The sequence below is a fragment of the Flavobacterium sp. genome, assembly GCF_028712645.1.
In the GTDB taxonomy this organism is placed as follows: Bacteria; Bacteroidota; Bacteroidia; order Flavobacteriales; family Flavobacteriaceae; genus Flavobacterium.
The window spans coordinates 1-15,720 of record NZ_JAQTPQ010000061.1 but is presented as its reverse complement, the minus strand read 5'-3'; the positions used below and the strand labels follow the sequence as shown (position 1 = coordinate 15,720).

11 protein-coding genes and 1 rRNA gene are annotated in these 15,720 nt (G+C 33.4%); 10 read left to right on the top strand and 2 right to left on the bottom strand.

Annotation, left to right across the window (positions count from 1 at the left end; translation table 11 throughout):
* The first annotated feature begins 14 nt into the window (after nucleotides 1-14).
* Nucleotides 15-124 (top strand): 5S ribosomal RNA (gene rrf, locus PHC28_RS06535).
* 290 nt (nucleotides 125-414) lie between these two features.
* On the top strand, nucleotides 415-2,037 hold the full coding sequence (locus PHC28_RS06530) for an amidase (protein ID WP_300097496.1): 1,623 nt from the start codon (nucleotides 415-417) through the stop codon (nucleotides 2,035-2,037).
* Here PHC28_RS06530 and PHC28_RS06525 read toward each other — a convergent pair.
* Entirely contained in the window at nucleotides 2,023-2,904 is an 882-nt protein-coding gene (locus tag PHC28_RS06525) for an alpha/beta hydrolase (RefSeq protein ID WP_300097494.1), read from the bottom strand. The two genes, PHC28_RS06530 and PHC28_RS06525, sit on opposite strands and share 15 nt — an antisense overlap.
* Before the next feature lie 153 nt (nucleotides 2,905-3,057).
* Between PHC28_RS06525 and PHC28_RS06520 the strand changes: the two genes are divergently transcribed.
* The 6 genes from PHC28_RS06520 to PHC28_RS06495 all read left to right on the top strand — a co-directional run bounded on the left by PHC28_RS06520 (nucleotide 3,058) and on the right by PHC28_RS06495 (nucleotide 13,469).
* Nucleotides 3,058-4,335 (top strand): glucose-1-phosphate adenylyltransferase, encoded by a 1,278-nt coding sequence (locus PHC28_RS06520; RefSeq protein WP_300097492.1) that lies wholly within the window; start codon nucleotides 3,058-3,060, stop codon nucleotides 4,333-4,335.
* Nucleotides 4,336-4,410: 75 nt separating this feature from the next.
* Nucleotides 4,411-6,345 (top strand): alpha-1,4-glucan--maltose-1-phosphate maltosyltransferase, encoded by a 1,935-nt coding sequence (locus PHC28_RS06515; protein ID WP_300097490.1) that lies wholly within the window; start codon nucleotides 4,411-4,413, stop codon nucleotides 6,343-6,345.
* Nucleotides 6,345-7,985: a trehalose synthase gene (locus tag PHC28_RS06510; protein ID WP_300097488.1), complete on the top strand. Its 1,641-nt coding sequence runs from the start codon at nucleotides 6,345-6,347 to the stop codon at nucleotides 7,983-7,985. Before PHC28_RS06515 ends, PHC28_RS06510 begins: the two co-directional genes overlap by 1 nt.
* Before the next feature lie 134 nt (nucleotides 7,986-8,119).
* Nucleotides 8,120-10,024 carry a 1,4-alpha-glucan branching protein GlgB gene (gene glgB, locus PHC28_RS06505; protein ID WP_300097486.1) on the top strand — a complete coding sequence of 635 codons (1,905 nt, stop codon included), beginning with the start codon at nucleotides 8,120-8,122 and terminating at the stop codon, nucleotides 10,022-10,024.
* A 191-nt stretch (nucleotides 10,025-10,215) separates the two neighbouring features.
* Nucleotides 10,216-12,615, top strand: a complete 2,400-nt coding sequence (locus PHC28_RS06500) for a glycoside hydrolase family 31 protein (protein ID WP_300097484.1) — start codon at nucleotides 10,216-10,218, stop codon at nucleotides 12,613-12,615.
* A 35-nt stretch (nucleotides 12,616-12,650) separates the two neighbouring features.
* Nucleotides 12,651-13,469, top strand: coding sequence for a M48 family metallopeptidase (locus tag PHC28_RS06495; RefSeq protein ID WP_300097482.1), 819 nt, complete (start codon nucleotides 12,651-12,653; stop codon nucleotides 13,467-13,469).
* Nucleotides 13,470-13,547: 78 nt separating this feature from the next.
* Here PHC28_RS06495 and PHC28_RS06490 read toward each other — a convergent pair whose 3' ends face one another.
* The gene (locus tag PHC28_RS06490; RefSeq protein ID WP_300097480.1) at nucleotides 13,548-14,747 is read right to left on the bottom strand and encodes an aminotransferase class I/II-fold pyridoxal phosphate-dependent enzyme; all 1,200 of its coding nucleotides are present in this window, start codon (nucleotides 14,745-14,747) and stop codon (nucleotides 13,548-13,550) included.
* A 178-nt stretch (nucleotides 14,748-14,925) separates the two neighbouring features.
* Here PHC28_RS06490 and PHC28_RS06485 point away from each other — a divergent pair, with 178 nt between their 5' ends.
* On the top strand, nucleotides 14,926-15,384 hold the full coding sequence (locus tag PHC28_RS06485) for an Lrp/AsnC family transcriptional regulator (protein WP_300097479.1): 459 nt from the start codon (nucleotides 14,926-14,928) through the stop codon (nucleotides 15,382-15,384).
* Between the two features lie 88 nt (nucleotides 15,385-15,472).
* A partial coding sequence (locus PHC28_RS06480) for an FAD-dependent oxidoreductase (RefSeq protein ID WP_300097477.1) occupies nucleotides 15,473-15,720 on the top strand: 248 nt, incomplete at its 3' end.

The window sequence follows — 15,720 nt, the reverse complement described above, 5'->3', positions numbered from 1 at the left end:
TTGCAAAACGACCTTAAGGTGGTTATTGCGGCGGGGCTCACCTCTTCCCTTCCCGAACAGAGTAGTTAAGCCCGCCTGCGCAGATGGTACTGCAATTATGTGGGAGAGTATGTCGTCGCCTTTCTTTAATCTGAACTTGTTTCAGATTCTTAAAAACCCTGTTTCTAACGAAACGGGGTTTTTTGTTTGTAGCTACGACGTTTTTGTCCTTCGGACTCCTTCGTCACCTTCCTTTGGATCCATATTTATTAGGTTTTATTAATTTTAAAAAGTTTTTATCGGACAACAATGATAATTTTATATTTATCATAGACTAAGTTTATATTTAAAATTTTGAATATTAGTTATATATTTATCAAATTAATATTAAATCAATTTTAAAACTTTTGACACCTAAAAATATATGAAAAATATATGAAAAGAAGAACCTTTTTGACTACTACAACTCTAGCAACCGTTGGGATTACAAGTCTATTTCTTGATGGATGTAATAATTCTAAAAAAGATATTGGTGATAAAAAAGTAGATGTTGGTGCAACGGAAGCATTTGAACTTGATGAAGAAACTATAAGTAGTTTAAGGGAAAAATTGGTTTCAGGAAAGTATTCTTCTGAGCAATTAGTAGAATTTTATTTAAAACGAATTAATAATATTGATAGTAGTGGTCCAAATTTAAATGCAATTATAGAAATAAATCCCGATGCTGTTTCATTAGCAAGAAAAATAGATAAAGAAAGTAGAGAGGGTAAAGCTAGAGGTACATTGCATGGAATTCCCATAGTAATCAAAGATAATATTGATACAGCAGATAAAATGCAAACTACCGCAGGAGCATTGGCGATGGAAGGCAACCTAGCTTCAAATGATGCATTTATTGTAAAAAAAATGCGAGAAGCTGGTGCCATTATTATTGGAAAATCTAATTTAAGTGAATGGGCAAATTTTCGTTCTACTCAATCTTGTTCAGGATGGAGTAGTCGAGGGGGGCAAACTAAAAATCCATATATTTTGGATCATAATCCTTGTGGATCGAGTGCTGGTTCAGGTGTTGCTGTGGCAGCTAACTTTTGTGTAGTTGCGGTTGGTACTGAGACAGATGGTTCGATTGTTTGTCCTGCTTCAGTAAATGGAATTGTTGGTATTAAACCTACTGTTGGGTTGGTTAGTAGAATAGGAATTATTCCAATTTCAAAAACTCAAGATACTGCTGGTCCAATGGCTAGAACAGTAAAAGATGCGGCAATTTTATTAGGGGTACTTTCAGGAATAGACAATTCAGATTCAATTACTGAAGAAAGTAGAGGGAGAAGTTTTAATGACTATACTCAATTCTTAGATTTAGATGCTTTGAAGGGTAAACGAATTGGAATCGAAAAAAAGCCGCAAGGTAATAATCAATTTATCAATGTTGTTTTAGAAAACGCCCTCGATGTTCTTAAACAAAACGGAGCTACAATTATTGAAATCGATTATATAGATAAAATAAATGCTCTAAGTGACGCAGAATTTGAATTAATGCAATATGAATTTAAAGATGGATTGAATAGTTATTTAGCGACATCCAATGCGAAAGTAAAAAATTTAAAAGAAGTTATTGATTTTAATAGTGCTAATGAAGATAAGGCGATGCCTTATTTTAAACAAGAAATCTTAGAAAGTTCAAATTTGAAAAATAGACTTGATGATAAAAATTATAAAGAAGTATTTGATAAATGTCATAAAGGCAGCAAGAGTATTTTGGATTCTGTTTTTTCTGAAAACAAACTTGATGCAATTTGTGGAATAACAATGGGACCAGCCTGTAGTATTGATATGATATACGGAGATCGTTGGGGATATTCTTTGACGATGCCTGCAGCAGTAAGCGGTTATCCTCATATTACTGTTCCAGGAGGGAAAGCGTATGATTTACCAGTAGGTATTTCCTTTTTTGGAACTTCATATAACGAACCAAAATTGATAGGAATTGCATTTGCCTATGAACAAGCTTCTAAAAATAGAATTAAACCTGAATTTAAAGAATCATTTTTGAAATGATTTATGATTTTGAATAAATTGAACTACTTTTTCAATTACATCTTGATTACCAAGGATTTTTTGGTGACCTAGCCCTTCTGTTAAATATAATTCTCCATTTTTTAAATGCTTATGAATGTGAATTGCTGCTCCAACTGGAACTTCTATATCATTTTTGTCGTGTATTATTAAAACGGGAATTGAAATTTTCATTGCTGATTTATAAGCGGAATAATTATCCATTTCTTCACCAAATTTTTTCTCAAAATGCAAACGTAATTGGTTGCTGATACTAGGTTTTAATTCTAATTTTGCGACGAATGTATCAAGAATATCCTGAACAATATCTCCACTCCCAATAATTACTAAATTATTTAGATTTAATCCTTTTTTTGTTGCATTTAGTAGAGACATTCCTCCCAAAGAATGACCAACTGCGGCTTCAAATGGACCAAACTGTCTTTCTATTTCTAAAATTGACTCTACAAATTCGGACATAATAGTAGTTTTTCCTGGTGATTTTCCATGTGCAGGTGCATCAAAACTAATGGTTGAATATCCTACTTTTATTAATTCGTCAGCAATTTTAAAAAGTTGTGTTCCTCGTCCAGACCAGCCGTGTACCAACAAAATTTTCTTTTTACTTTCACCATATTGATAAAGAATCACTTTCTTGTTGATTGCAGGAATATTAATTAGTTTTTGGGTGCTTTTGCCGTCCATTTCTATTTCCCTTTTTGGAATTGTATGTTTTATTGGGCTAGTGAATAATTTTGCAGCAAACAATGTTGCTAATTTTGGCGAAATAAAAGAGATAAATTTACTACTTTGCAGTATTATTTTAGGAATTTTCAACGATTGGATGTGATTGGGAGTATTTTTTGGCATTTTAGTAAATTTTCATTCTAGTTATGATATTATTTTTTTTTTACTAAATTTAGAAAAACATAAATATAACACAATTTAGAAATGTTTAATTGGTATTTAAGCAAAATTATGTGTTTATTAAAATAGAAATGTACAATTTAACAACAAATAAAAATGAAAGCTAAAAAGAAAAGTGTCATTGCAATTATTTTAGGAGGAGGACAAGGATCAAGATTGTATCCGTTAACTGAGACAAGGTCAAAACCAGCAGTTCCGATTGCAGGGAAATATAGATTGGTAGATATTCCTATTTCAAATTGTATGAATTCAGATATTAAAAGAATTTTTGTTTTGACACAATTTAACTCAGCTTCTTTAAATGCACATATAAAAAACACCTATACTTTTAATGCTTTTAGCCAGTCTTTTGTTGATATTCTTGCTGCCGAACAAACCCCAGATAATCCAACATGGTTTCAAGGGACTGCCGATGCAGTTCGGCAATGTATGCCTCATTTTTTGAATCATGATTTTGATTATGCTTTGATTCTTTCAGGAGATCAATTATATCAAATGGACTTCAATGATATGATTGAGGCACATATAAATTGTGAAGCCGATATTTCAATTGCAACTTTGCCTGTAAACGATAAGGATGCTCCGGAATTTGGAATATTAAAAACAAATGCCGAAAGTTGTATCGAAGCTTTTATAGAAAAACCAGCCAAGGAACTATTGGCAGATTGGAAATCAGATGTAAGCGACCAAATGAAAAGTGAGGGAAAACATTATTTAGCTTCGATGGGAATCTACATTTTTAACAGAAAATTATTGGTTGAAATAATGAAAAACCCAGTAACTAAAGATTTCGGAAAAGAAATCATTCCGCAAGCCGTTGGTAACAAAAAAATATTAAGTTACCAATATGAAGGATATTGGACAGATATTGGTAATATTGATTCCTTTTTTGAAGCTAATATCGGTCTAACAGATGATTTACCTAAATTTAATTTATTTGATAATGAAAATAAAATTTTTACTAGACCTCGATTGTTACCGCCTTCAAAATTTTATAAAACACTAGTCGAAAAATCTTTAATTTCAGATGGATGTATCATAAATGCTAAGGAAATAAGTCGATCTGTAATTGGAATTCGCTCAAGAATTGGTGAAGGAACTGTTGTTCAAAATTGCTATGTGATGGGTAACGATTTCTATCAAAATATTGAGGATATGAATGAGGATATTAATGATAATAAACAACTGATGGGAATTGGCGAAAACTGTTTTATCAGTAATGCACTTATCGATAAAAACTGCAGAATAGGTAATGGTGTTACAATCAATGGAGGTAAGCATTTGGAAAATTTTACAAATGAATTATATGCTATTAAAGATGGGATTGTAGTTGTCAAAAAAGGGGCAATCATTCCAGATAATTACACAATATAATAGATAGTAATAGGTTTTTATTACAGTTTTATAATATAATTTTCACTAAATTTAGTCGTCTTTTAAAAATACAAAATGCAGAAACAAACGCGTATAGTAATTGAAAATGTATCGCCACAAATAGATTGTGGTGCTAATTTTATAAAAAGAATTGTTGGACAAAATATAACTGTAACCGCAGACGTTTTTTCTGATGGACATGATATCTTAGAATGTTGCGTGAAATTCAAGCATGAAAGGGATAAAAAATGGCAGGAAGTTAGGATGAATCCAAAAGATAATGATGTTTGGGTTGCCGAATTCAAGGTTGAAAAACAAGGCTTTTATTCCTATTTTGTTGAAGGTTGGATAGATTATGCACTCAACTGGCAACACGGAACCGAGAGAAAAATACACGATAATCAATATGTGAAATCAGAATTGTTGGAAGGAGCCGAATATGTAAAATCAGTTATGAAATTTGCCGATACTTCCGAGAAAGAATATCTTGAAAAAGTGGCTACTTATTTTACCACTGAATCTGATTATGACAAAGCTGTTCAAGAATCAATTTCTATCGACTTGCATCAAATCTTTAAAAAATATCCTATTCGGTTTATAGAAAATAAATCATCTGAATTGAAGGTTTATGTAGATAGGAAAAAAGCATTATTCAGTACTTGGTATGAATTTTTTCCACGTTCAGCTTCTCAAGAAGAAGGAAAACACGGAACTTTCAAAGATTGTGAAAAGTTATTGCCAAGAGTTGCCGAAATGGGTTTTGACACCTTGTATTTTCCGCCAATTCATCCAATCGGAGAAGTAAATAGAAAAGGAAAAAACAATGCTACCAATGCAAATCCTGGTGATGTAGGTTCGCCTTGGGGAATTGGCTCGCAATATGGCGGACACAAATCCACACATCCAGAATTAGGAAGTATTGATGATTTTAAATCTTTGGTAAAAAAAGCAAAAGATTTAGGAATCGAGGTTGCAATGGATTATGCTTTACAAGCAGCACCAGATCATCCTTATGTAAAAGATTTTCCGCAATGGTTCAAGTGGCGTCCTGACGGAACGGTTCAATATGCCGAAAATCCTCCCAAAAAATACCAAGATATTCAGCCTATTTACTTTGAAAGCAGCGACTGGAAAAACCTTTGGAAGGAATTATTGGACGTTGCCTTATTTTGGGTAGAAGAATGCGATATCAAGATTTTTAGAGTCGATAATCCGCACACAAAACCATTCTTTTTTTGGGGTTGGCTGATTGGTGAAATCAAGAAAAAACACCCAGATGTTTTGTTTTTGGCAGAAGCTTTCACACGTCCAAAAATTATGAATGAGTTAGCCAAGCAAGGGTTTACACAATCTTATACTTATTTTACTTGGAGAAATTCTAAAAAAGAATTGATTGAATATGTTGAAGAATTGACACAAACGGAACAAAAAGAATTTTATCGCCCTAACTTTTGGCCTAATACGCCAGATATCAATCCTTATGCTTTGCAAAGCGGGAATGAATCTATTCATCTTCAAAAATATTTCCTTGCAGCAACATTAAGTTCCAGTGTTGGGATTTATGGTCCTGTTTTCGAATATATGGTTTCGACACCAATGAAGCCTGATAACGAGGAATATTTAGATTCAGAAAAATATGAATTTTACAAATGGGATTGGGACAAAAAGAATAAAATTACAACTTTAATTACTCGCATTAATACCATCAGAAAAGAGCAAATTTCATTGCAGCAAACGAATAATATTGTTTTTTGTGATACCAATAATGATCAAGTTTTGGCTTATTATAAATTTGATGATGATAAACAAGACGAGACTTTGATGGTTGCCAGCCTTGATGCATTTAATAAAAGTCAAGCAATGATTAGGTTTCCAATGGGTTTGTGGCGAGGAATTCCTATTCAAATTACCGATTTAATTACCGGAAACACCTATGTTTGGGACAGAGAATGGAATTTTGTAGAACTTTCGCCTGAATTGCCTTTTCATTTATTTAAAATCCATCGATAATGAAAGATAACAAGATTAATGGAGATGAATTTCAAAATCCGTTTGTTTTTAAAACAGATTGGAAAAATGCATTTGAAGACAAGGAATTTGTAAAGATTTTCTCTTCAGATATTCTTGAGAATTATATTATCAATAAACGTTGGTATGGTGGTAAAGCGAGTACTTTGAAGTATATTGAAGTTGTCGATTTTTTCAAAATAACTTCAAAAGACAACACTTATTATGGTGTTTTGCTTGAAGTCAATTTCAAAGAAGCCTTTTATCAACACTATTTTATGCCTCTTGCTTTTATGTCAGAAGAGGAGTTGGATACCAATACAATAATTGCTCCCGTAGAAATGAACGGTCAAACCGGATTTCTTGTTGATGCGTTGCATCAAGAAGATTTTAGAAAATTATTGTTCGAAAAAATTGTTCATTCTAGAGTAAAATCTGATTTGAAAGTTAAATTTCATAAAGGGGAAAAGCTCGAAGAAGAGGAATATAAAACTTCCAAATTTATGGGAGTGGAGCAAAGCAATACTTCTATAATTTACAATAATACTTTAGTACTGAAAATTTTTAGACGAATCTACATTAGTATGAATCCCGATTATGAAATCAGTCGTTTTCTTACTGAAAGAATGAATTTCAAAAGTTCTCCAGCTTATATGGGAAGCATTAGCGTTGCATTATCCGAAGGAAATATTACCTTGGCATTGATGCAGGAATTAGTTCCTAACCAAGGAGATGCTTGGCAATTTATGCTCGGAGAAGTCGATAAAATTTTTGATAATCTGAAGTATAAAAAAATTAATATCACTAAATTACCGGATATTGAATTGTTTAAAAGATTAAAAATCAATGAAGTTCCCCACGAAATCATTGATTGGGCTGGACTGAGTATTTTTATGCGTATTCAAACATTAGCAACAAGAACAGCCGAAATGCATATTGCGCTCGGAAGTGATGTTCACGAAACGGCTTTTACACCAACAACTTATAATGGTGATTATACGGTTTGGCTTAAAAACAGATTGACATATCAGTTCCAAAATAGGTTAAATATTCTCGAAAATAACCTCCATAAACTTGATGGATTGGCTTTAGAATTAGCCAACCAATTTTTAGACCATAAGAAAGAAATTAGAAAATTATTTCTAGATTTCGATTGGACAAAAATGAAATCGGAGCGAATTCGTATTCACGGAGATTATCATTTGGGTCAAGTTTTGGTGAATGGTGACGACTTTTATATCCTTGATTTTGAAGGTGAACCAGAAAGTACTATTCGTGACCGGAAAGTGAAACAACCACCATTGAAAGACGTCGCCGGAATGTTTCGCTCGTTTCATTACTCGATTTATGCCACCATTTTTAACAATAAAGACAAATATCCTTATGAGCAAGAAGAGCTTTTTAGAGCAGGAGAAATTTTGTTCAAATATTTTGTAGGCGTTTTTATCCAGACTTATACTGAAGTCGCCCAAGGAGGAAATTTAAACATTGGTTACAGAAATGAGATTGATTTCTTGTTGAAATATTGCCTGCTCGAAAAAGCGGTTTATGAACTGGGATATGAATTAAATTCTAGACCACGTTGGGCTGTAATTCCATTAACGGGAATTGCTAGTATTATGGAGTTTAGGAAAATTAATTAAAAATTACGAATTAAAAATTAAAGCTCACGATTCAAGGAAACCGCCTGATTTCGTTTATAAAATAATAAAAAATCCGCGTTTGAAATCCGTTTCATCCGTGTTCCATAAAAATACCATTAAACCAAACAAAAAAAATGAACAAAGTACAACCTTATTCCCTTTTTACCGATTTCGACATTGATTTATTCAAAGCTGGAAAACATTTCAGATTATACGAAAAATTAGGCGCACATCTTCTTGAAGTTGATGGAGTAAAAGGCGTTTATTTTGCCGTTTGGGCACCATCGGCGCGTTCTGTTTCCGTGGTTGGGGATTTCAATTATTGGATTCAAGGCGAACACCAATTGCAAGTGCGTTGGGATTCATCAGGGATTTGGGAAGGATTTATTCCTGGAATTGATAAAGGAGCAACCTATAAATATAAAATTCAATCTAATAACGGAGGAATTATCACCGAAAAAGCTGATCCGTTTGCTTTATACTGTGAACATCCACCACACACAGCTTCAGTTGTTTGGGATTTGAATTACCAATGGAAAGATAAAAAATGGATGGAAACGCGTAAAGACCATAATGATTTAGACAAACCGTATTCTGTCTATGAAGTTCATTTAGGTTCATGGAAACGAAATACTGAAGGTAAATTCTTGACTTATTTAGAATTGGCCGAAGATTTGGTAAATTATGTAAAAGAAACTGGTTTTACTCACGTTGAGTTTATGCCAATAATGGAATATCCGTATGATCCGTCTTGGGGTTATCAGTTGGTTGGTTATTTTGCACCCACTTCTCGTTTTGGGAAACCACAGGATTTTATGGTTTTGGTCGATAAATTGCACCAAGCAGGAATTGGAGTGATTCTGGATTGGGTTCCATCTCATTTTCCAGACGATGCTCACGGTTTAGGATTTTTTGACGGTTCCAATCTTTTCGAACATCCAGACCGCAGAAAAGGCTATCATCCTGATTGGAAAAGTTTAGTTTTTAACTATGGAAGAAATGAAGTGCGTTCTTTCTTGATAAGCAATGCGATTTTTTGGTTGCAACATTATCACGTTGATGGTCTTCGGGTAGATGCCGTTGCTTCAATGTTATATTTAGATTATTCTAGAAAAGACGGAGAATGGGAGCCTAATATTTATGGTGGAAGAGAAAATTTTGATACAATAAGCTTCCTTAAAGAATTTAATGAAGCAGTGTACTCTAATTTTGAAGGCATTCAAACTATTGCCGAAGAAAGTACTTCTTTCCCTATGGTTTCTAGACCTACGTTTGCAGGAGGATTAGGTTTTGGGATGAAATGGATGATGGGTTGGATGCACGATACTTTGGAATATTTTCAAAAAGAAACGGTTTATCGAAAATACCATCAAAATGATTTGACCTTTTCAATGACTTATGCTTTTTCTGAAAACTTTATGTTGCCGCTTTCGCACGATGAAGTAGTTTATGGTAAAAAATCTATTGCAGGAAGAATGCCTGGTGATGAATGGCAGCGATTTGCTAATTTGCGCTTGCTTTATGGTTATATGTTTACACATCCTGGAACAAAATTATTGTTTATGGGAAGTGAATTTGGTCAAAGTGCCGAATGGAATTTTGAAAGAAGTTTAGATTGGCATTTATTGCAATATCCTTTTCACGAAGGTATCAAAAAAACAATAACTGATTTAAATGCTCTTTACAAATCCCATCCAGCATTGCACGAAAAACAGTTTAGTCCAGAAGGTTTCGAATGGATTAATTATTCCGATCATCAAAATGCTGTGATGTCTTATATTCGAAAAGGAAACAATCCAAAAGACGATTTAATTGTAGTTTGTAATTTCACTCCAGTAGTGAGGCCAAATTACCGCATTGGTTTACCAAAAAAAGGAAAACTTACTGAGGTTTTTAATAGTGATGCAACTATTTATGGAGGTAGTGGAGTAGCAAATTTAGAAAAATTAGTTATCGAAGCTTCGCCATACGATGGACGTGGATATTCGATTGAGTTACTTTTGCCTCCTTTGAGCGTGTCGGTGTATAAATTTTCGTAAAATTCAATTGAGTTTTATACCCAATTTCATTTTTGTTTTTTAGTTGAAGTAAAGAACAAAAATAGAATTGGGTTTTTTATCAAAGAAATCAAATGCTTCTTTTCTGTGAATTATGTCAATATTAATGAAGGTTTCAGAAGTATTTCCGTATTTTTGAAAACTAAAATCGAGATTTAATTTAGTTCATAAAAATGATTATAAATACAGAATTAGAATACAAAGGGGACTTGTATCCAGCAAAAGTAATATCTTTTAATCACGAAGTAGATTCAGTATTTTTTCATACTGATGGAACTGTGATTTTAAAATTAACAGTGTTAAGAGACAGTATGCTACGTTTTAGATATACTGTGAAAGGTTATTTTTCAAACGATTTTTCTTATGCTATTGACAAAAGTCATTCTCACGGATATAATTTTCTTGAAGTTACTGAAGAAGAAGAATATTATCAAGTGAAAACCAGTAAATTGCAATGTAGAATTCAAAAAATAGATATGAGAGTATCCATTTTTGATTTGAAAGACAATATAATTTTGGAAGATGAATTGGGTTTTCATTGGGAAGAAAGCTATGAATATGGAGGCAATATCGTTAAAATGAGCAAGGCTTCAAAAGATGGCGAATGCTTTTATGGACTTGGAGATAAAGCAACCCAACTGAATTTGAAGGGAAAACGTTTGGAAAATTTTGCAACTGATCAATATGCTTTCAGTAAGGATCAAGACCCATTATACAAAGTGGTTCCGTTTTATATTGGTCTTCAAAACAAACAATCCTACGGAATCTTTTTTGACAATACTTTTAGGACTTATTTTGATTTTTGTAATGAAAGGAGAAATGTAACCAGTTTTTGGGCCGAAGGTGGAGAAATGAATTATTATTTTATTTATGGACCACAAATGCAAGATGTGGTTACAACCTATACAGATTTGACTGGAAAACCTGAATTGCCGCCGCTTTGGGCATTGGGTTATCACCAATGCAAATGGAGTTATTTTCCAGAAAGCAATGTAAAAGAAGTTACAGCTAAATTCAGGGAATTGCAAATTCCTTGTGATGCCATTTATTTGGATATTGATTATATGGAAGGTTTTCGATGCTTTACTTGGAACAAAGAATATTTTCCAGATCCAAAAAGAATGGTTGCAGAACTTGCCGAAGACGGATTTAAAACTATTGTAATCATTGACCCTGGAATAAAAATTGACAAAGAATATTCAATTTATAAAGAAGCTTTGGAGAAAGATTATTTCTGCAAAAGAGCCGATGGTCCTTATATGAAAGGGAAAGTTTGGCCTGGTGAATGTAATTTTCCTGATTATACAAATCCTGAAGTAAGAGAATGGTGGGCAGGATTATTCAAGGAATTGATTTCAGATATTGGAGTAAAAGGAGTTTGGAATGATATGAATGAACCAGCCGTAATGGAAGTTCCCAACAAAACTTTCCCGATGGATGTGCGTCATAATTATGAAGGAAATCCATGTAGTCATAGAAAAGCACATAATATTTACGGTACGCAAATGGCAAGGGCAACTTATCATGGAGTAAAACGGTTTGCTTATCCCAAAAGACCTTTTGTAATTACGAGATCAGCATATTCAGGAGCTCAACGATATACTTCTTCGTGGACTGGCGATAATGTAGCAAGTTGGGAACATTTGTGGATTGCTAATATCCAAGTGCAACGAATGTGTATTTCAGGAATGGGTTTTACAGGTTCAGATATTGGCGGATTTGCCGAACAACCAACAGGCGAATTATATGCACGATGGATACAATTAGGCGTTTTTCATCCTTTTTGCAGAACGCATTCTTCTGGAGATCACGGCAATCAAGAACCTTGGGCTTTTGACGAAGAAGTAATTGACATTACTCGAAAATTTGTAAGCCTTCGTTACCAATTGCTACCTTATTTATACACGATGTTTTGGCAATATATTGAAGAAGGAATTCCAATGTTGAAACCATTAGTGTATTATGATCAAGATGATATTCAGACACATTATCGAAATGACGAATTTATTTTTGGAAACCAAATCTTGGTTTGCCCAATTCTTGAACCCAATTCTTTAGGACGAAGAATGTATATTCCTCGTGGTCAATGGTATAATTACTGGACAAACAAATCAATAATTGGTGGAAAAGAAGTCTGGGTTGATACCAAGTTTGACCAAATTCCTATTTTTGTAAAAGCAGGAGCCATAATTCCAAAGTATCCTGTTCAACAATATGTTGGCGAATTAGAATTCGATGAATTGACTTTGGATTTATATTACAAAGAAGGCAAGGAAAAATCAGTGGTTTATGAGGATGCTCAGGATGGTTATGATTACAAGAAAGGAAGATATAGTTTCTTGTCTTTTCAAACCATTGGCAAGGAAAAAGAGCTTATAATCCAGTTGCATAAGGAAGGTAAATATGATACTAATTATTCAAAATATAAAATAAATCTATTTGGATTGCCGTTTAAAATTAAAGAGATTGAAATTGATAACGAGAAAATTTTATTCGACAAAATTGCTTTTGAAAAAGGAAATTATCTAATCGTTGGCAAAGAATTTACAGATTTGCATATTATTGGTAAATAAATTTAAAACACAATATAAATATAATTCTCTCATTTATGAAAAAAAGTAAAATAGTATTTTCGATAGGTATTTTGTTACTCATTATGGCATGTGCTACAAATCCATTTACAGGAAAAAAGAGTATAAATTTTGTTTCTAATAGTGAATTGTTTCCATCCTCTTTTCAACAATATGGAACATTTTTGAAAGAAAATAAAGTTGTCGTAGGAACTTCAGATGCAAAACGAGTTGAAAATGTAGGAATGAAAATCAGGGCAGCTGCAGAGCGTTGGTTAAAGGCTAATGGTCAATCTCAATATTTGAATGGCTATCAATGGGAATATAAATTGGTAGAAAATAAAGAAGTTAACGCTTGGTGTATGCCAGGTGGAAAAATCGTAGTTTATTCGGGTATTTTGCCAATTACTAAAGATGATGCTGGTTTAGCTACCGTTATGGGACATGAAGTTTCTCATGCACTGGCAAATCACGGAGCACAAAGGATGAGCGCGGCTCAATTGCAACAAATTGGTGCAGTTGGAGTAGCTGTTGCCACAGGAAATCAGAGTGCTGAACAGCAACAAATGTGGCAACAATATTACGGAATTGGATCTGAAGTAGGAGTGATGCTTCCTTTTAGTAGAAGCCACGAAAGTGAAGCCGATAAAATAGGATTGACATTGATGGCAATTGCAGGCTATAATCCAGATCAAGCTATCACATTTTGGGAGAGAATGGCTGCAAATTCTGGTGGAAATAAATCGCCAGAATTTCTTAGTACTCACCCTGCTGATGCCACAAGGATTGCCAATCTAAAAAAATTAGTTCCAGAAGCTAAAGCAGAAGCTTTGAAATTTGGAGTTGTTTTTAAATGATAATTTCAAATTGAAAAAAAAATCCGTTTCGTTATTTTTTGTAGCGAAACGGATTTGTTTTTTAGATTTTATTTTAAACTACAAAATTCCAAGTTCAACCATACATTCTTTCATCATCTGGTAGGTTCTCTCGATGTTATTATCCAATCCAATAGAAAAACGAATTAATCCATCGGTTAAGCCCATTGCTTCTTGTTCTTCCAGAGGAATTTCGCTGGAAGTTGAAGTTCCTGGTGCGCTAAACAGGGTTTTATAAAACCCTAAACTCACAGCTAAATAGCCTAATTTTTGGCTTTGCATTAATTCCATTAATTCATTGGCTTTGTCTAAAGAGCCAACGTCTATAGTCATCATTCCACCAAAACCATATTCTGGATTTATCATAGTCGCATATAAATTATGACCAGAATGACTTTTCAAACCTGGATAAACAACTTTTAATCCATCGTTTTCGAAACGTTCAGCCAGATACATTGCATTATGGCTGTGTTGCTTCATTCGAATGTGTAAAGTTCTCAAATTTTTCATCACGCTTGCCGAACGTAAACTATCCATTGTTGGACCAAGAAGCATACTCGCTCCGTTATTTACATTTTTCAAACTATCAATAAATTCCTGTGAGGCACAAGTTACGCCACCAACAGTATCACTGCTTCCGTTGATGTATTTAGTTAAACTATGAATGACAATATCGGCTCCCAATTTTACAGGAGAAACCGATAATGGCGAAAAAGTATTATCGACAACGAGTTTTATATTATGTTTTTTTGCAATTTTTGCCAAACTTGCAATGTCTGCAATTTCAAGTAAAGGATTGCTTACAGTTTCACAATACAAAACTTTGGTTTCAGCTGTAATTGCTGCCTCCACTTTATTCATTTTTGTAATATCGACAAACGTAGTTTTGATGCCTAATCTTGGACTGAAATTTTTCAAAAAAGCATAAGTTCCACCATAAATAGTTCTACTGGAAACAATATGGTCGCCAGAACCGCAAAGTTGTAAAAGCACAGGTGTAATCGCTCCCATTCCTGAGGCTGCTACATTAGCAGCTTCCGTAGCTTCCATTGCTGCCAATGCTTGACCTAAATACAAATTGCTTGGTGATGAATGTCGTGAATACAAATAACAACCGTCGGTATTGCCTTCGAAAGTATCGAACATTGTTTTTGCCGAAAGAAAAGTATACGTAGATGAATCGGAAATAGACGGATTTACGCCTCCAAATTCGCCAAAGTACTGTAAATCTTGAATGTCATCTGCGGGATTGAATTTCATCTGTTTAATTTTTAATAGTTATAATACAAAGTTCAATATTGTTAGGTTATAAATCAATACTAATTGAATTATTTAGATTTTAAATCTATTATATTAATAAATGTTAAATTTATTTTCTAATTTAGCTGATAAAATATATCTATTTTAGTTTTTATTTCAAACCCTAAAAATTAAACAAATGGCACTAGATTCAATCGACAAAAAGTTACTTTTTCTCTTGCAGAATGACTGTAAAAAAACCACCAAGGAATTATCTCTAAAACTTGACCTTTCGGTTACAGCTGTTTATGAGCGCATTAAAAAGTTGGAAAGGGAAGGTGTTATAGATAAATATGTAGTCTTGGTTAATCGTTCGAAAGTTGAAAAGGGTTTCGTAGTATTCTGTCATATCAAACTTATTCAACATACCAAAGAATTTTTGACCAAATTTGAAAGTGATGTTATCAAGCTCAAAGAAGTTCTAGAATGTCATCACGTGAGTGGTGATTATGATTATATTTTAAAAATTCTAGTAAAAGATATGGAAGCCTATCGGGAATTTTTGGTTACAAAACTTACGACATTAGATCATATTGGAAGCACCCATAGTACTTTTATGATTAGCGAGGTGAAAAATACAACTGTAATTGAGATTTAAAAATTATATTAATTGCCATTGCTATTGAAATTGCCATTGCAATTTTATTTCTTATTTTTGCAACACTAAAACAAAAACACACATAACTATGAGTTCATTTGACGTAGTCATTATAGGTTCAGGTCCAGGCGGATATGTATCAGCAATTCGTTGCGCACAACTAGGTTTCAAAACAGCCATTATCGAGAAATATTCCAATCTTGGAGGAACTTGCCTTAATGTTGGATGTATTCCATCAAAAGCTTTGTTGTCTTCTTCCCATCATTATAGTGAAATAGCCCATTTTGCTGACCACGGAATTGAGGTTTCGGGTGAAGTGAAAGTAAATTTAGAGAA

Bases quoted from the DNA above. Each gene is read 5' to 3' on its own strand.
- PHC28_RS06490 (WP_300097480.1), bottom strand. From the start codon at position 14,747: ATGAAATTCAATCCCGCAGATGACATTCAAGATTTACAGTACTTTGGC.
- PHC28_RS06500 (WP_300097484.1), top strand. From the start codon at position 10,216: ATGATTATAAATACAGAATTAGAATACAAAGGGGACTTGTATCCAGCA.
- PHC28_RS06520 (WP_300097492.1), top strand. From the start codon at position 3,058: ATGAAAGCTAAAAAGAAAAGTGTCATTGCAATTATTTTAGGAGGAGGA.
- glgB (WP_300097486.1), top strand. From the start codon at position 8,120: ATGAACAAAGTACAACCTTATTCCCTTTTTACCGATTTCGACATTGAT.
- PHC28_RS06530 (WP_300097496.1), top strand. From the start codon at position 415: ATGAAAAGAAGAACCTTTTTGACTACTACAACTCTAGCAACCGTTGGG.
- PHC28_RS06510 (WP_300097488.1), top strand. From the start codon at position 6,345: ATGAAAGATAACAAGATTAATGGAGATGAATTTCAAAATCCGTTTGTT.
- PHC28_RS06485 (WP_300097479.1), top strand. From the start codon at position 14,926: ATGGCACTAGATTCAATCGACAAAAAGTTACTTTTTCTCTTGCAGAAT.
- PHC28_RS06495 (WP_300097482.1), top strand. From the start codon at position 12,651: ATGAAAAAAAGTAAAATAGTATTTTCGATAGGTATTTTGTTACTCATT.
- PHC28_RS06515 (WP_300097490.1), top strand. From the start codon at position 4,411: ATGCAGAAACAAACGCGTATAGTAATTGAAAATGTATCGCCACAAATA.
- PHC28_RS06525 (WP_300097494.1), bottom strand. From the start codon at position 2,904: ATGCCAAAAAATACTCCCAATCACATCCAATCGTTGAAAATTCCTAAA.